Genomic DNA, 15,586 nt, shown 5'->3' on the forward strand with positions numbered 1-15,586 from the left:
CGTGGCCACCACCTGGCCACCGCGGAGGGTGATCCGTAAGTCTTCGGGGCTGCGCACGCTGGAGTCCGCGCTGCACCGCAGCGGGCTGGGGCCGGTCGCGGGCGTCGACGAGGTGGGCCGTGGTGCCTGCGCCGGCCCGTTGGTGGTTGCGGCCTGTGTACTCGGCCCGAATCGCCTGGAAAGCCTCGCGGCTCTTGATGATTCGAAGAAGCTTACCGAGCGGGTGCGAGAGCAGCTGTTTCCGTTGATCCGCCGCTATGCGCTGGCTTACCACGTGGTAGTCATCCCGTCGTTCGAGGTGGACCGCCGCGGCGTGCACGTGGCCAACATCGAAGGCATGCGCCGTGCGGTGGCCGGGCTGTCGATGCGGCCCGGTTATGTGCTCAGCGATGGCTTTCGGGTGCCCGGGCTGGCGGTGCCGTCGCTGCCGGTGATCGGGGGCGATGCGGCGGCCGCATGTATTGCCGCGGCCAGCGTGCTCGCCAAGGTCAGCCGGGATCGGTTGATGGTCACGATGGACGGCAAGTACCCCGGATATGGTTTCGCCGAGCACAAGGGCTACAGCACACCCGCGCATAGCCTGGCGCTGGCGCAGCTGGGGCCCTGTCTCGAGCATCGCTACTCCTTTGTCAACGTCCGTCGGGTGGCGGGTGGGTCGGAAGTCGGGGCGGCCGATCGCGAACCGGGCCCTCCGGGGAAGCGCGGCGCGAGCCGGTGAGGAAAGATGAGGCACGAGTTCCTACCTCGGCGACGGCGGGGGCCGCTTGGGGCAATTTGCGGCTTGGCGGGGCGCTGAGCGGGAAGTCTGGCGAAATTAGCTGGAAGAAGGACGTCTGAGCAGATGAGTGCAGAGGATCTCGAAAAGTACGAAACCGAGATGGAGCTCTCGCTGTACCGCGAATACAAGGACATCGTCGGCCAGTTCAGCTATGTCGTGGAAACCGAGCGGCGCTTCTACCTGGCCAACAGTGTGGAGATGCTGCCACGCAACGCCGACGGTGAGGTGTACTTCGAGCTGCGACTCGCCGATGCTTGGGTCTGGGACATGTACCGGCCGGCGCGGTTCGTCAAGCAAGTCCGGGTAGTCACCTTCAAAGACGTCAACATCGAGGAAGTGGAAAAGCCCGAGCTGCGGCTGCCCGAGTAGCTTTCCTAGCAGACCGCGGTGCGGTTACGCACCCTGTCCTGGGTGCCGGGCGGTAGCTGACCGCGGTTTTCGATGACCTTGCGCGCGACGTCAGCCAATTTGATGTTCAGGCCCTGGGACTGCCGCCGCAGCACGTCGAACGCCTCGTGCTCGGGCATGCGGTGCAGCAGCATCAACATGCCGACCGCCTTGCCGATCTCGCGGTTGCTGAGCAAGCCCCGGCGCAGGCTGGCGGCGTCTTCCCCATGAGCGATGGCATTGACGGCCACGCTGGCAAACGATGCCAGCACTGCCGCGCGTCCGGCGGACTCGGTGTCGAACCGGTTGGGGGCGTCGCTGAAGAGGTTGAGCGCGGCGCCTTTGTGCTTGTCGACCAAGAGCCGAAATCCCATTGCGCCGCGGACCGGCGTCTCGGCGAGCAGCAATGCTGCGAACTTGGGCCACTGGCTGGGCGTGGTCAGGTCCGTCTCAATCTGCGGGGTTTCTTCCTCGATTGCGTCGATGCAGGGGCCGTCACCGGCGCGCTGCTCGAGTTCGTCGACATGCTGCGCAAGCCGGTCGCTGGCGCCCACGGTGACGTACTGATCATTGCGGCGCACCAGCAGGCTGGCGTGGTCGCAGCCGGGAACGATCAGGGTTGCGGCGACGCAGATAGCGGCGTAGATCTCCGGGGCCTCCGCTCCCTGATAGATGATCTCGGCGAGGGCGGAGAAGACGGTCGCGGGGTCGGCCATGGTTTCTCCGGGTGGTGAATCCGGCGGGCCGGCGTTCAGTGGGTTCGCCACGTTTTCCCTCACTTCGATGCTGTCGGCTGGCCGTAGGTTACTGATTATTGACGACGCCCTCAAACTCCGACGGCGTGTTCCAATTCTGCAGGTGCGCCACGCTGCGCCGGCATCCGACTAGCCCGAAGTCGAGATTATCGGCGTTGTGGTGACCGTGATGTTGATCGCCCGACCATCCAGGGCGATCGACAGCGGATAATTGCCGGTCAACCGTGCGCCTCGCCAATGCAGCGGGTCGGGTGCGCCTGGCACATTCGAAATGACGATGTCGAAGGGCGGCGGAGCGGTGGCCACAAATCCAGGAATCAGGGCACAAACCAGCCCGCCGGTGAGGAAAGCGGACAGCGCCAACGCTGTATTCGGGGAAGCTGCGTGAAGACTTCCTTGTTGCGGCGCATCGACTCGTTGATTCCGCGCAGGCGGTGCGCCGGGTCCTCGACATGGGTGTGCAGATTGCACAAGACGGTGCCCACCATATGGCCGCCGCCGTCGGAGTTGTCTTCCCTGCGCAGGCTCACTGGCACCATCGCGATCAATGGCGTGCTGGGAAGCGCGCGCTGCTCGATCAGATAGGCGCGCAGGGCGCCGGCCGACAGCGCCAGGACGTCGTTAACGGTGACGGCTGCGGCGTTTTGACCGCTTTGATGCGCCGCGACCCGGCGTGCGCCGCCGATCCTGACGTTAGCCATCGTCTTGGGAGACCCCATCCTGCAGTGCATGGTGGAACGTGACGTACACCGCGTAGCGACCATCGTTGAGGCCCTCCACCAGGTGTGCTTCCCACCGCGGCCGGTGCCGATCGAGCAGGCCGTCGTGCAACCGGGAGGCCAGCTCGATTCGAGCAGCTCGCGTACCCGGCCCGGGCGGGGCAGGGCGGACCTGCGGAAGTGGTAATCAAGCTCGACGTCGTTGTCAAACGTTCAGGCGAGGTTGGTGACGGGTCGCTGCAGGTGTTTGTGCTGCGGCCATGTATTGCCGCCGGGCCCAAAGCTCTTGCCTTAGCCGAAGCAATCACCGGTAAGCGGCCGCCGAGTCTGGTGCGCGCGGTGATGAAGGCGGTGCCACTGTTCAAGCCGATGGTGCCGGATCCCGGTTTCCCGTTGCAGCTGGTGCACCATGACGACGTGGCGAGTGGGATCGCACTGGCGGCGACCGCCCCGGTGTCGCCAGGGCGATACAACTTGGCCGGTGATGGGACGGTGACGCTTACTGACGTGGCCAGGGCGCTTGGTGGCCGGCCGGTGCGGGTTCCTGCCGTTGCCGCTTCGGCCGCGTCGGCGGCGATTGCCCGGTTGCCGCTGCTACCTTCCCTGTTCGAATGGCTGCATGTAGCAAGGACATCGGTGGTAATGGACACCTCCAAAGCCAAACGGGACCTGGGTTGGCGACCAACCCATTCGTCGGCGGAGACCTTGGCGACGCTGGCTTCAGCGGTGTGATGCTGGCCGGCGCGCAGCCGAGGTAGGTTGAGGCCGTGTTGCAATGCTCGGCTGCGGCGTCGCCGGCACCGGAAGTGGCCCAGTGGGGTACGTAACGGCGCGCCGCCAGGTTCAGCATCGTGCCGCCGGTCGCGTATTAACCCGTCCGGAAACCCTGGCCGTCGAGGAGCCGTTGGAGATTCGGGTCAACGGGCTGTCGGTCACCGTCACCATGCGCACGCCAGGTTCGGATTTCGAACTCGCACAAGGTTTTCTGCTTACCGAGGGCGTGATCGCCGGTCGTGCAGACGTGCTGACGGTGCGTTACTGCGGCGGACGCGGTGTGGACGGGGTCAACACCTACAACGTTGTCGACGCGACGCTGGCGCCCGGTGTCGCGCCTCCCGACCTCGATGTCACCCGCAACTTCTACACCACCTCGTCGTGCGGGATCTGCGGCAAAGCGTCCCTGGAGGCGGTACGGCTGATCAGTCAGTTCTCTCCCGGTGCCGATCCGGCCACCGTCACCGTCGCCGCTCTCACCTCGATGCCCGACCAACTACGCGGTGCGCAAAAGCTTTTCGCCAGCACCGGGGGGTTGCACGCCGCGGCATTGTTCGGCGCGGACGGCACCATGCTCGTGGTGCGCGAAGACATCGGCCGGCACAACGCGGTCGATAAAGTCATCGGTTGGGCGCTGGAACACGACCGGGTACCGCTGACAGCATCGGCGTTGCTGGTCAGCGGACGCGCGTCGTTCGAGCTGACCCAAAAGGCGGTGATGGCGGGGATTCCGTTGCTGGCTGCGGTTTCTGCGCCGTCCTCGCTGGCGGTTTCCCTGGCCGAGGAGGCCGGGATCACGCTCGTGGCGTTCCTGAGACAGGACTCGATGAACATCTACACCAGGCCCGACCGCATCGCCTAGCCGATGTCCTGTGGACGAGTGCGCGACTGTGGACAACCTGTCGTTATTGCGCCGCTCAGGCCGGCAACCCAAGGTTCGATGTCGGGGCCGACGTGCACGCTGGCCGACATGACGACCCAACAGACGATGACGCGGGCCCAACTCGGCGCCCTTGGTGAGCAATTGGCGGTGGAGCATCTGAGGGATCTCGGGCTGCAGATCCTGAATCGCAATTGGCGCTGCCGCTATGGCGAACTCGATGTGATCGCTTACGACCCGGCCGCCCGCACGGTGGTGTTCGTCGAAGTCAAGACTCGCACCGGCGACGGGTATGGCGGGCTGGCGCAAGCGGTCACCGAATGGAAGCTCCGCCGGCTGCGCCGGCTCGCCGCGGTGTGGTTGGCCGGTCAAGGCCAACGCTGGCCCGCGGTCCGCATCGATGTGATCGGCGTTCGGATCGGCCGCCGCCGTACTCCCGAGCTCACCCACCAACAGGGCATCGGCTGATGGCACTGGGGCGTGCCTTCTCGGTCGCGGTGTGTGGGCTAGACGGCAAGATTGTGGAAATCGAAGCCGACATCACCTCCGGGCTGCCGGGTGTGCATCTGGTGGGTCTGCCCGACGCGGCGTTGCAGGAGTCCCGCGATCGGGTCCGCGCAGCGGTCACCAATTGCGGAAACACCTGGCCCATGGCCCGGCTGACGCTCGCGTTATCGCCGGCGACGCTGCCGAAGGTGGGGTCGGTCTACGACATCGCTTTGGCGTCCGCGGTGCTGTCGGCTCAGCGGAGAAACCCGTGGCACCGCCTGGAAAAGACAGTGTTGTTGGGGGAGTTGTCGCTGGACGGCCGGGTGCGGGCGGTGCGCGGAGTGCTTCCCGCCGTGTTGGCTGCCAAGCGTGAGGGCTGGCCGGCAGTCGTAGTTCCAGCGGACAACCTGGCCGAGGCGAGCTTGGTGGCCGGCATCGACGTCTGGGGTGTTCGTACCCTCGGCCAATTACAGAGCTGGCTTAAAGGGTCAGCCGGTTTGTGCGACCGGGTGGTGCCCGCCGCGACCGTCGAGGAGCCGTCGGCGGATCTGGCCGATGTCGTGGGGCAATCACAAGCGCGTTTCGCTGTTGAGGTGGCGGCAGCCGGCGGGCATCACCTGATGCTGACCGGCCCGCCCGGAGTGGGCAAGACAATGCTGGCGCAACGCCTTCCGGGCCTGCTGCCGCGACTGTCGGATGGCGAATCGCTGGAGGTCACCGCGATTCACTCGGTTGCTGGCCTGTTGTCGGGGGACACGCCGTTGATCACCAGGCCGCCGTTCGTGGCGCCGCATCACAGTTCCAGCGTGGCGGCGCTGGTCGGTGGGGGCTCGGGCATGGCCCGTCCGGGCGCGGTAAGCCGTGCCCATCGTGGCGTGTTGTTTCTCGACGAGTGCGCTGAGATTAGCGTCAGCGCTTTGGAAGCATTACGAACTCCGTTGGAGGACGGAGAAATTCGTCTTGCCCGCCGCGACGGGGTGGCGTGTTATCCGGCCCGGTTTCAGCTCGTGCTGGCCGCCAATCCGTGCCCGTGTGCCCCGGCGGATCCGCGGGACTGCATCTGCGCGGGTGCCGTCAAGCGGCGCTATCTGGGCAAGCTGTCGGGGCCATTGCTGGACCGGGTGGACCTGAGGGTGCAGATGCATCCGGTGCGAGCCGGCGCATTTTCGGCCGCAGGCGGGGAAGCGACTGCACAGGTTCGCCAGCGGGTAGCGCTGGCTCGGGAATCGGCCGCCGAGCGGTGGCGACCGCATGGTTTTCGCACCAACGCCGAAGTCAGCGGGTCGCTGCTGCGGCGTAAGTTCCGCCTGGGCAACGCAGCCATGGAGCCGCTGCGCACCGCGCTGGATCGCGGGCTACTCAGCATTCGCGGAGTAGATCGCACCCTGCGGGTTGCGTGGAGCCTGGCGGACTTGGCAGGTCGGGCCTCGCCCAGACTCGACGACGTTGGCACCGCGCTGAGCTTCCGACAACTGGGTGCGTCGCGATGAGCACACCCGCCTGCGTATTGCGGGCCTGGGCATATTTGTCCCGAGTGGCAGAGCCGCCCTGCGCGAAACTGACCGCGCTGGTGCGAAGCGTTGGCCCCGTGGAGGCTGCCGAGCGGGTACGGCGTGGCCTGGTCGACGCAGAACTGGCGTGCCATATCCAGGCCCGGCGTGGCATCGATCGGTCCGCAGCAGATCTCGAGATACTCGAGCGCCGTGGTGGGCGCTTGATCACGCCCGACGACGACGAATGGCCGCTGCTTGCCTTCGCCGCCATCGGCGGGTCCGCGATGCGCGCGAAACCGCGGGCCACGGCGCCGATGGTGTTATGGGCTCGGGGACCTGCGCGCCTCGACGAGGTGGCGCGACGCGCCGCCGCCATCGTCGGGACCCGGGCCGCAACGGCATACGGCGAGCACATGGCCGCAGACTTGGCTGCCGGCCTGGCCATGCGCGACGTCGCTGTGGTCTCCGGCGGTGCCTACGGCATCGACGGCGCAGCCCACCGCGCGGCGCTCGGCTGCGACGGCATCACGGTGGCAGTGCTAGCCGGCGGCATCGACGTACCCTACCCCAGCGGGCATTCGGCGCTGCTGCATCGCATCGGCCAGAACGGGCTGCTGATCACGGAATACCCGCCGGGTGTGGGGCCGGCCCGGCACCGGTTCTTGACCCGCAACCGGCTGGTCGCCGCCGTTGCCGGTGCGGCCGTCGTGGTGGAAGCGGGCCTGCGCAGCGGCGCCGCGAATACCGCGGCGTGGGCTCGGGCGCTTGGCCGGGTGGTGGCGGCGGTGCCCGGGCCGGTGACGTCGTCAGCCTCCGCAGGCTGTCATGCCATGCTGCGCAGCGGTGCAGAGTTGATCACCCGAGTTGACGACATTGTCGAGCTCGTCGGTGGCATTGGTGAGCTGGCCGCCGAGGAGCCCCGTGCCGGCTCGGTTCTGGACGGGCTCGGCGATGGCGAGCGCCGTGTGTACGAAGCGTTACCGGGCCGGGGCGCGGCAAGTGTCGACGAGATCGCGATCGCTTCCGGGCTGGTGCCCGAGCAGGTGCTGGGGCCGCTGGCCATCCTGGAGGTGGCCGGGCTGGCCCGGCGCGACGACGGCCGCTGGCGCATCGTGCGCGGCGGTCAGGCCCGGGTCGTGCCCAGGACCTCCCCGGCGCGGCTCGTATAGTCGACAAGGGGTCGGATCTGGACACAGGAGGACACGTGGCGGGTCGACCACTGCAGACCTTCGAAGTCATCGGTACCCACCAACTCACACCCCACATGGTTCGGGTGCGGCTCGGTGGAAGCGGCTTCGACACATTCATTCCCAGCGATTTCACCGACTCCTACGTGAAGCTGGTCTTCGTTCCCAGCGATGTCGATGTCTCGCAGATGCCCCGGCCGCTGACACTGGACAGCTTCGCCGGCATTCCGCCCGAAAAGCAGCCTTCGGTACGGACCATGACCGTCCGTCGGGTCGACACCGCAGCACGTGAAATCACGACCGACATCGTGGTGCACGGCGAACACGGGATAGCCGGTCAATGGGCGGCGTCGGCTCAGCCCGGTGAGATCGTCTACCTGATGGGTCCCGGTGGTGCCTACACTCCCGACCCGGCCGCCGACTGGCACCTGCTGGCCGGTGACGAATCCGCGCTGCCGGCTATCGCCGCCGCGCTGCAAGCTTTGCCCCGCGACGCCGTTGGCAAGGCGTTCATCGAGGTGGCCGGCCCCGACGACGAGATCGATTTGACCGCACCGGAATCCGTCGAGGTGAATTGGGTCTACCGAGGTGGCCGCGCGGATCTGGTTCCCGAGGATCGCGCCGGTGATCAGGCACCACTGATTGAGGCAGTTACGACCGCGCAATGGCTGCCGGGACAGGTGCACGTTTTCATCCACGGCGAAGCACAAGCTGTCATGCACAACCTGCGGCCCTACATTCGTAACGAGCGCGGTGTGGACGTCAAGTGGGCGTCGTCGATTTCCGGTTATTGGCGGCGCGGACGCACCGAAGAGACGTTCCGGCAGTGGAAGCGGGAATTAGCTGAGGCAGAAGCCGCCGGCTAGGCATCGAGCTGGCATTCTCATCGCATGACACACCGATCCCACTTCGGCGACTACCAAAACGAGATCTACTTTCACGGCCTGGCCGGGGTGGTGCCGTCGCTGCCGATGGCGTTCGCTGAGCTGGAGGCCAAAGCCGCGGTCGCGCTGCCGCGGTCGGTGTGGTCCTATGTCGCTGGGGGAGCCGGGGACGAGCGCACGCAGCGGGCCAATCGCGAGGCTTTCGATCGCTGGGGTCTGATACCGCGCATGTTCGTCGATGCGACACAACGCGACCTGTCGGTCGAGCTGTTCGGGCTGACCCTGCCGTCCCCGTTGTTCATGGCACCGATCGGCGTCATCGGGCTGTGCGCCCAGGATGGCCACGGTGACCTGGCCACCGCACGCGCGGCCGCCCGCACCGGCGTCCCGATGGTCGCCTCGACGCTGACAGTCGACCCCATGGAAGACGTCGCCAACGCGTTCGGCGACACGCCCGGATTCTTCCAGCTGTACACGCCGCGGGACCGCGAGCTGGCCGCCAGCCTGGTCCATCGCGCCGAAGCGGCCGGGTTCAAAGGCATCGTCGTCACGCTGGACACCTGGGTCACCGGCTGGCGGCCGCGCGACCTCAGCACGGCCAACTTCCCCCAGCTACGAGGGCACTGTCTGGCCAACTACACCAGCGACCCGGTGTTTCGGGCCAGCCTGCCGCGCCCGCCGGAAGAGGACCGGCAAGGCGCGGTGCTGCGCTGGGTGCAGATCTTCGGTGAGCCGCTGAGCTGGGACGACCTCGGCTGGCTGCGTTCGCTCACCGAGCTGCCGTTGCTCGTGAAGGGCATTTGCCATCCTGAGGACGCCCGGCGCGCCAAAGACGGCGGTGTCGACGCCATCTACTGCTCGAACCACGGCGGCCGGCAAGCCAACGGCGGCCTGCCCGCGTTGGACTGCCTGCCGGCGGTGGTCGAAGCGGCCGACGGGTTGCCCGTGCTGTTCGACTCCGGGGTCCGCAGCGGCGCCGACGTCGTCAAGGCACTGGCGATGGGGGCGACCGCGGTCGGGGTCGGCCGTCCGTACGCCTACGGTCTGGCGCTCGGCGGCATCGACGGCATCGTGCACGTGCTCCGCATGATGCTCGCCGAAGCCGATCTGATCATGGCCGTCGACGGCTACCTGACCCGCCAAGATCTCACCCTGGACACACTGCGGCGCGTCAGCTGAAACCCGGAGCGCCGTCTGCGACGGTGGGGAAATGTCGGATAGGAGCGAGGCGATCCTCGAAGAGTTCGACGACTACCTGGCATTGCAGTGCGGGCGGTCGGCGCATACTCGGCGGGCGTACCTCGGCGATCTGCGGTCGCTGTTTGCCTTTCTCGCCGACCGTGGGTCCGGCCTCGACGCGCTGAGCCTGCCGCTGCTGCGGTCCTGGTTAGCAACCGCGGCCGGCACTGGGGCCGCACGCACGACGTTGGCCAGGCGCACCTCGGCGGTCAAAGCCTTCACCACGTGGGCAGCCCGGCGCGGGCTGCTGACCGGCGACCCCGCCGACCGGTTACAGGTTCCGAAAGCACAGCGCAGGCTGCCGCCGGTCCTGCGTCAGGATCAGGCCCTGGCAGCCATGACGGCCGCCAAACACGGTGCGGAACAGGGCGATCCGCTGGCGTCGCGGGACCGGTTGATCGTCGAGCTGCTCTATGCCACCGGGATCCGGGTGAGCGAACTGTGCGGCCTCGACGTCGACGACATAGACGCTGGGGACACCGGGCATCGGCTGGTGCGAGTGCTCGGCAAGGGCAACAAGCAGCGCACCGCGCCGTACGGGCAGCCCGCCGCCGAGGCGTTGCGGGCCTGGCTTACCGACGGGCGACCCGCTCTGGTCACCGCGGAGTCCGGGCCGGCGCTACTGCTGGGCGCCCGGGGCCGGCGGCTCGACGTGCGGCAGGCTCGCACCGTCGTGCACCAGACGGTCGCCGCGGTACCCGGCGCACCTGACATGGGGCCGCACGGGCTGCGGCACAGTGCTGCGACCCATCTGCTCGAAGGCGGCGCCGACCTGCGGGTGGTCCAGGAGTTGCTCGGGCATTCCAGCTTGGCGACCACTCAGCTGTACACCCATATCGCGGTCTCGCGGCTACGCGCGGTGCACGACCAGGCTCATCCGCGCGCCTGAGTGCTGTTTGAAACCGCCGAACGTCGACTAGTTGCGCTAGCACGTGCGAAATCGCAACAACAAGTCGACGTTCGGCGATTATGAAGGCCTCAGCGGCTTGAGCCGTATCGGTGTGGACTTCAGCAGGCCTAGCGGATCGACGTAGTTGGCACCCGAAGCTGGACCCCACATCGCACCCCAATGCAGGCACGCCCGGGTGGGACAGCCGGGATGCCCGGCGACCAGCTGACCGATCACCGTCTGCGCCGTCACCAGCTGACCGGGGCGCACGGTCGCGCGCACCGGTTCGTAGCTGGTGTGCAGCCCGCCGGGGTGAGCCACGGAAACGACCGGCCGGCCCGCCAGCAGCCCCGCGAACACCACCGTCGCTTCGCCGGCCGCATATACCAACTGACCCGGGGCACCGGCCAGGTCTACGCCGCGATGCCCCGGATGCCAATCGGGTGATGGCGCGTCGAAGGCTCGTACGACCGCCGGGGGCGGGCGCAGCGGCCAGTTCAGCCGAGCGTCGTCGGCGTAGGCCGGTGGCGCGGTGATCAGCGCCCAGCACAGGACCAGCACTATCCGTCGCACCTGGTTAGCTCAGTGCGTCCGCCTTGGCGGGGCCACTCACCACTGTGGACAAACCACGACTTGGGTGCGGTGTAAACTGCACGTCGCAGCTCGTATCAACGCGCTGACTTCGCGCGTCTGCACCGCGACTCCCGCTCTTCAGGAATTCGCACCCGCATGCCGGGCGGTCCCCTAACAGGGTCCGGCATCGCAGCAGACGCCAGGGCCCGGCTTCACCCGACGCCGGGCAACAACCGAGAAAAGGACATGGGCTCACTATGGCTGTAGTCACCATGAAGCAGCTGCTGGATAGCGGCACCCACTTCGGGCACCAGACCCGACGCTGGAATCCCAAGATGAAGCGGTTCATTTTCACCGACCGCAACGGCATCTACATCATCGACCTGCAGCAGACGCTGACCTTCATCGACAGGGCGTACGAGTTCGTCAAAGAAACCGTCGCCCACGGTGGGTCGGTGCTGTTCGTCGGCACCAAGAAACAAGCACAGGAGTCTGTCGCCGCCGAAGCGACCCGCGTCGGCATGCCGTACGTGAACCAGCGCTGGCTGGGTGGCATGCTCACCAACTTCTCCACCGTGCACAAGCGACTGCAACGCCTCAAAGAGCTCGAGGCGATGGAGCAGACCGGCGGCTTCGAGGGCCGCACCAAGAAAGAAATCCTCGGCCTGACCCGCGAGAAGAACAAGCTGGAGCGCAGCCTCGGTGGCATTCGCGATATGGCCAAGGTGCCCTCGGCGATTTGGGTGGTCGACACCAACAAGGAGCACATCGCCGTCGGCGAGGCCCGCAAGCTCGGCATCCCGGTGATCGCCATCCTGGACACCAACTGCGACCCCGACGAGGTTGACTACCCAATCCCCGGCAACGACGACGCGATCCGCTCGGCTGCCCTGCTGACCAAGGTGATCGCCTCGGCGGTCGCCGAAGGCCTGCAAGCCCGCGCCGGATTGGGTCGCCGCGACGGTAAGCCCGAGGCCTCGGACTCGCTGGCTGCCGAACCGCTCGCCGAATGGGAGCAGGAACTGCTGGCCTCGGCAACATCTCCGGTGCCGACCGCAGCGCCCGACGCGGGGGCCGACACTCCCTCCGACTCAACCACTGACTCCGCATAGGAAGGCTGATATGGCGAACTTCACCGCAGCCGACGTCAAGCGGCTTCGCGAGCTCACCGGCTCCGGCATGCTCGACTGCAAGAACGCGCTGGCCGAAACCGACGGCGACTTCGACAAGGCTGTCGAGGCGCTGCGGATCAAGGGTGCCAAGGACGTCGGCAAGCGCGCCGAGCGGGCCACCGCCGAGGGTTTGGTCGCGGCCAAGGACGGCGTGCTGATCGAGCTGAACTGCGAAACTGACTTCGTTGCCAAGAACGCGGAGTTTCAGGCGCTGGCCGACCAGATCTTGGCAGCGGCCGTGGCGTCGAAGGCCACCGACGTTGACGCGCTCAAAGCCGCCGGCGCGGGCGACAAGACGGTCGAGCAGGCGGTCGCCGAGTTGTCGGCCAAGATCGGCGAGAAGCTAGAACTGCGTCGTGTCGCCAACTTCGACGGCACCGTCGAGGCTTATCTGCACCGGCGTTCGGCCGACCTGCCCCCGGCGGTCGGCGTGCTGGTGGAGTTCCAGGGGGAAAATGCCGCCGCCGCGCACGCCGTTGCGCTGCAGATTGCCGCGCTCAAGGCGCGCTACCTGTTCCGCGCCGACGTGCCGGAGGACGTGGTGGCCAGTGAACGCCGCATCGCCGAGGAGACCGCAAAGGCCGAGGGCAAACCCGAACAGGCACTGCCCAAGATCGTCGAAGGCCGGTTGAACGGGTTCTTCAAGGACACTGTGTTGCTCGAGCAGCCGTCGGTGTCCGATAGCAAGAAGACCGTCAAGGCTCTACTTGACGACGCAGGTGTGACGGTGACGCGGTTCGTCCGGTTCGAGGTGGGGCAGGCTTAACCCTGGTTTGGCCCAGGCAGAGCCCCAAACCCATGGCCCGCGTACACGCTTTTGGTGACGATGCCCTCGGCGACCTCGACGCCGTCGCTTTGGCCGACGCCATCCGATCCGGCCAGCTAGGCCCGGCCGAGGTCGCCGAGGCGGCCATCGCACGAACCGAAGCCGTCAACCCGGTGCTCAACGCGGTGGCGCACGAGGCGTACGACACGGCACGTAGCGCCGCACTGCGCGGAGCACTCAGCGGCGTCTTCACCGGTGTGCCGAGCTACATCAAGGACAACGTCGACCTTGCGGGGCTGCCGACGATGCGGGGCACCGACGCGTGGACACCGCAACGTGCCGGCGCGGACAGTGAAATCACGCGGGTGCTGCTGTCCACCGGCCTCGTCGCACTGGGCAAGACGCAGATGTCGGAATTCGGGTTCAGCGGTGCCGCGGAACATCCCAGGCTGGGCCCGGTTCGCAACCCATGGAACACCGACCACACCGCGGGAGCCTCGTCATCGGGAGCCGGGGCCTTGGTCGCCGCCGGTGCTGTGCCGATTGCGCACGCCAACGACGGGGGCGGCTCGATCCGAATTCCAGCTTCCTGCACCGGCCTGGTGGGGCTCAAACCATCGCGTGGTCGGCTGCCGTTGGATCCGCAGCTGCGGCGGCTGCCGGTTGTGATCGTCGCCAACGGCGTCCTCACCCGGTCGGTGCGCGACACCGCCGCCCTCTACCGCGAGGTCGAGCGCGGCTGGGCGCCCCGCGGTCTGCCGCCCATTGGAGACGTCACGCGGCCCGGTAAGACGCGGCTGAGGATCGCCGTCACGACCCGCTCGGTCGACTCCGAGTGCGGCCCCGAGATGCGCGAACTCACGCTGCAGACCGCAGCGTTGCTCGAGGAACTGGGACATCGGGTCGAGCAGCTCGATGAAATGCCGGTTCCCAGTACCTTCCCCGACGACTTCGTGCTGTACTGGGGGTTCTTGGCGTCGGCACAGGTGAACACGGGTCGCCTGGCGTTCGGCAAGACCTTTGACCGCACCCGGCTGGACAACCTGACGCTAGGGCTGGCCCGGCACGCCACCCGCAACGCGCACCGGCTGCCCGCGGCGATTGTGCGGTTGCGGGCGACGCGGCGGCACACCGCGCGTCTGTTCGGCAGCTACGACGTGGTGCTGACACCGACGCTAGCGGACCCGCCGCCGCAGGTCGGCTACCTGTCGCCGGTCGACTATGACCAGGTCATCGACCGGCTGCGCAGCTGGGTGACGTTCACTCCGCTGCACAACGTCACCGGCGAGCCGGCGATTTCGCTGCCCTTAGCACGCTCTGCGGCAGGCCTGCCGGTCGGCATGATGCTCTCGGCCGATGTGGGGCGTGAAGCGCGGCTCTTAGAGCTGGCCTACGAACTCGAAGAAGCCCGGCCCTGGGCGCGGATCCACGCCTCCGCATAAGCCGGGCATGAGCCGGCCTAAGCCTGGCCTAAGCCACGTTTTCTCGATAGCGACCAGACCGCCGGCGGTTGCAGCCGGCCGCGTTGAGGGATGTTTGGGCGCCCCATAGCCATCGCCGGATCTGCCACGTACAGCCGCCTACCCCCGGCCGGCGATCAATCCGGGGACCTTACGTCAGATCCGTTGGGCCGCGGCGATTGCCAACCAGTCGTCGTCAGCCAGTCTGCTGGCATGCGCCGGGTCGTACCGCCGCAGCAGCGTGGGAACGGTCAGGTGTTCGCCACATTCGAAGCCGTGAGTTCCAAGCAACTCGCTAAGTTCGGTGGCGGTAAAGCCGCTTCGGTAGGGCTCGCCGCGGCGTGCGACCACTCGGGTGACCCGGCGGGCGCTTCGCCACGGAGTGGTTGCGGTGACGACCCTGCCATCGATGTAGTCCAGTACCAGGCGGCTGCCCGGCGCGCACAGTTCTGCCAGGTCGGCAACCGTCTGCTCGATGGCGCCACCAGTGAGATACATCGTGACGCCGACCCAGATGATCACGCTGCGCCGGTGGGGATCGAACCCGCTCTTGAGTAGCTGGTCGCACAGCTCGCCCTGCTCGAAATCGACCGGCACCCAGATTGTTGTGCTGTTGCATCCGATGGGCAGTAGCTGCTCGGTGATGGGTCGCTTGGCTGCCTGGGTTGTCGGCGCGTCGACCTCGAAGATGGTCACGGGCTGGCTGGCCGTGCGCAGGCTCATGGTGTCGAAGCCGGCGCCCAGCAGCACGATTTGATCGATGCCCGCGCTGATGGCGGCCGCGCAGATGTCGTCGGTGTAACGGAGCCTGAGCACGATGTGGGCGTGTAGTCCGCCCCACAGACCGTCGAATACGCGGCGAGCCAGGCCGGCGGCCACTCGGTGGGCCAGGACGGCGCGCAAGAAGGGGTGGCGGACAAAATGGCGGGCATGCGGGTCATCCAAAAGTCGTCGCCCGGGTGGCTGCAGTGTTTCTGCGGCGCGTTGGGCGGCGTTGATTTGGGCGGTCAGGCTCGCCTTGTGGTCCAGCCGGCGGCCGGTCCTACGGAGGTCGTTAGCTTTGGGAGCTTGCAATGTCACGCGTTGACGCTAAGGCGCGATCGGTTTGCAATTAAGGTCCAATTTCATGCCAGATTTGTGG

General features: G+C 67.1%; 14 protein-coding genes and 3 pseudogenes. 13 read left to right on the forward strand and 4 right to left on the reverse strand.

Annotation, left to right across the window (positions count from 1 at the left end; all coding sequences use genetic code 11):
* The first annotated feature begins 1 nt into the window (after position 1).
* Together F0Q45_RS02530 and F0Q45_RS02535 are read left to right on the forward strand one after the other, a co-directional pair.
* Positions 2-718, forward strand: coding sequence for a ribonuclease HII (locus tag F0Q45_RS02530; protein ID WP_149652404.1), 717 nt, complete (start codon positions 2-4; stop codon positions 716-718).
* A 123-nt stretch (positions 719-841) separates the two neighbouring features.
* Positions 842-1,147: a DUF2469 domain-containing protein gene (locus F0Q45_RS02535; protein WP_149652405.1), complete on the forward strand. Its 306-nt coding sequence runs from the start codon at positions 842-844 to the stop codon at positions 1,145-1,147.
* Between the two features lie 5 nt (positions 1,148-1,152).
* Here the strand turns inward: F0Q45_RS02535 and F0Q45_RS02540 are convergent, their stop codons facing one another.
* Both F0Q45_RS02540 and F0Q45_RS02545 read right to left on the reverse strand, forming a co-directional pair.
* Positions 1,153-1,881 carry a GAF and ANTAR domain-containing protein gene (locus F0Q45_RS02540; protein ID WP_149652437.1) on the reverse strand — a complete coding sequence of 243 codons (729 nt, stop codon included), beginning with the start codon at positions 1,879-1,881 and terminating at the stop codon, positions 1,153-1,155.
* Between the two features lie 88 nt (positions 1,882-1,969).
* Positions 1,970-2,852, reverse strand: a pseudogene (locus F0Q45_RS02545) (wax ester/triacylglycerol synthase domain-containing protein); the annotation flags it as partial.
* Between the two features lie 21 nt (positions 2,853-2,873).
* Here F0Q45_RS02545 and F0Q45_RS02550 point away from each other — a divergent pair.
* The 8 genes and pseudogenes from F0Q45_RS02550 to F0Q45_RS02585 form a co-directional block, all read left to right on the forward strand.
* Positions 2,874-3,371, forward strand: a pseudogene (locus F0Q45_RS02550) (epimerase); the annotation flags it as partial.
* 82 nt (positions 3,372-3,453) lie between these two features.
* The gene (gene fdhD / locus F0Q45_RS02555; protein WP_149652406.1) at positions 3,454-4,275 is read left to right on the forward strand and encodes a formate dehydrogenase accessory sulfurtransferase FdhD; all 822 of its coding nucleotides are present in this window, start codon (positions 3,454-3,456) and stop codon (positions 4,273-4,275) included.
* 108 nt (positions 4,276-4,383) lie between these two features.
* Positions 4,384-4,761, forward strand: a complete 378-nt coding sequence (locus F0Q45_RS02560) for a YraN family protein (protein ID WP_149652407.1) — start codon at positions 4,384-4,386, stop codon at positions 4,759-4,761.
* Positions 4,761-6,272: a YifB family Mg chelatase-like AAA ATPase gene (locus F0Q45_RS02565; protein WP_149652408.1), complete on the forward strand. Its 1,512-nt coding sequence runs from the start codon at positions 4,761-4,763 to the stop codon at positions 6,270-6,272. The genes F0Q45_RS02560 and F0Q45_RS02565 overlap by 1 nt, the downstream gene beginning before the upstream one ends.
* Positions 6,269-7,444 carry a DNA-processing protein DprA gene (gene dprA, locus F0Q45_RS02570; protein WP_149652409.1) on the forward strand — a complete coding sequence of 392 codons (1,176 nt, stop codon included), beginning with the start codon at positions 6,269-6,271 and terminating at the stop codon, positions 7,442-7,444. The genes F0Q45_RS02565 and dprA overlap by 4 nt, the downstream gene beginning before the upstream one ends.
* 35 nt (positions 7,445-7,479) lie before the next feature.
* The gene (locus tag F0Q45_RS02575; RefSeq protein ID WP_149652410.1) at positions 7,480-8,328 is read left to right on the forward strand and encodes a siderophore-interacting protein; all 849 of its coding nucleotides are present in this window, start codon (positions 7,480-7,482) and stop codon (positions 8,326-8,328) included.
* Positions 8,329-8,352: 24 nt separating this feature from the next.
* Positions 8,353-9,525: an alpha-hydroxy-acid oxidizing protein gene (locus tag F0Q45_RS02580; protein ID WP_149652411.1), complete on the forward strand. Its 1,173-nt coding sequence runs from the start codon at positions 8,353-8,355 to the stop codon at positions 9,523-9,525.
* 31 nt (positions 9,526-9,556) lie between these two features.
* Positions 9,557-10,474 carry a tyrosine recombinase XerC gene (locus F0Q45_RS02585; protein ID WP_149652412.1) on the forward strand — a complete coding sequence of 306 codons (918 nt, stop codon included), beginning with the start codon at positions 9,557-9,559 and terminating at the stop codon, positions 10,472-10,474.
* A gap of 90 nt (positions 10,475-10,564) precedes the next feature.
* Here the strand turns inward: F0Q45_RS02585 and F0Q45_RS02590 are convergent.
* Positions 10,565-11,047, reverse strand: a pseudogene (locus F0Q45_RS02590) (M23 family metallopeptidase); the annotation flags it as partial.
* 257 nt (positions 11,048-11,304) lie between these two features.
* Here F0Q45_RS02590 and rpsB point away from each other — a divergent pair.
* Genes rpsB through F0Q45_RS02605 form a run of 3 tightly spaced genes read left to right on the forward strand, consistent with a single transcriptional unit; the run spans position 11,305 to position 14,427 of the window.
* Complete coding sequence (gene rpsB, locus F0Q45_RS02595) at positions 11,305-12,159, forward strand: 30S ribosomal protein S2 (protein ID WP_149652414.1); 855 nt, start codon at positions 11,305-11,307, stop codon at positions 12,157-12,159.
* A gap of 10 nt (positions 12,160-12,169) precedes the next feature.
* Positions 12,170-12,985 carry a translation elongation factor Ts gene (gene tsf, locus F0Q45_RS02600; RefSeq protein WP_149652415.1) on the forward strand — a complete coding sequence of 272 codons (816 nt, stop codon included), beginning with the start codon at positions 12,170-12,172 and terminating at the stop codon, positions 12,983-12,985.
* 32 nt (positions 12,986-13,017) lie between these two features.
* A complete protein-coding gene (locus F0Q45_RS02605) occupies positions 13,018-14,427 on the forward strand; it encodes an amidase (protein ID WP_149652416.1) in 1,410 nt (469 codons plus the stop codon).
* A 174-nt stretch (positions 14,428-14,601) separates the two neighbouring features.
* Here the strand turns inward: F0Q45_RS02605 and F0Q45_RS02610 are convergent, their stop codons facing one another.
* Entirely contained in the window at positions 14,602-15,444 is an 843-nt protein-coding gene (locus F0Q45_RS02610) for a class I SAM-dependent methyltransferase (RefSeq protein ID WP_373424906.1), read from the reverse strand.
* Between the last annotated feature and the right edge of the window lie 142 nt (positions 15,445-15,586).

This window comes from Mycobacterium simiae (assembly GCF_008370645.1).
Lineage (GTDB): Bacteria > Actinomycetota > Actinomycetes > Mycobacteriales > Mycobacteriaceae > Mycobacterium > Mycobacterium simiae_A.

What these genes read in the sequence shown, in the direction of transcription:
- F0Q45_RS02535 (WP_149652405.1), top strand. Translation starts at nt 842, where the DNA reads ATGAGTGCAGAGGATCTCGAAAAGTACGAAACCGAGATGGAGCTCTCG.
- F0Q45_RS02540 (WP_149652437.1), bottom strand. Translation starts at nt 1,881, where the DNA reads ATGGCCGACCCCGCGACCGTCTTCTCCGCCCTCGCCGAGATCATCTAT.
- F0Q45_RS02560 (WP_149652407.1), top strand. Translation starts at nt 4,384, where the DNA reads ATGACGACCCAACAGACGATGACGCGGGCCCAACTCGGCGCCCTTGGT.
- F0Q45_RS02565 (WP_149652408.1), top strand. Translation starts at nt 4,761, where the DNA reads ATGGCACTGGGGCGTGCCTTCTCGGTCGCGGTGTGTGGGCTAGACGGC.
- dprA (WP_149652409.1), top strand. Translation starts at nt 6,269, where the DNA reads ATGAGCACACCCGCCTGCGTATTGCGGGCCTGGGCATATTTGTCCCGA.
- F0Q45_RS02580 (WP_149652411.1), top strand. Translation starts at nt 8,353, where the DNA reads ATGACACACCGATCCCACTTCGGCGACTACCAAAACGAGATCTACTTT.
- F0Q45_RS02585 (WP_149652412.1), top strand. Translation starts at nt 9,557, where the DNA reads ATGTCGGATAGGAGCGAGGCGATCCTCGAAGAGTTCGACGACTACCTG.
- rpsB (WP_149652414.1), top strand. Translation starts at nt 11,305, where the DNA reads ATGGCTGTAGTCACCATGAAGCAGCTGCTGGATAGCGGCACCCACTTC.
- tsf (WP_149652415.1), top strand. Translation starts at nt 12,170, where the DNA reads ATGGCGAACTTCACCGCAGCCGACGTCAAGCGGCTTCGCGAGCTCACC.
- F0Q45_RS02605 (WP_149652416.1), top strand. Translation starts at nt 13,018, where the DNA reads ATGGCCCGCGTACACGCTTTTGGTGACGATGCCCTCGGCGACCTCGAC.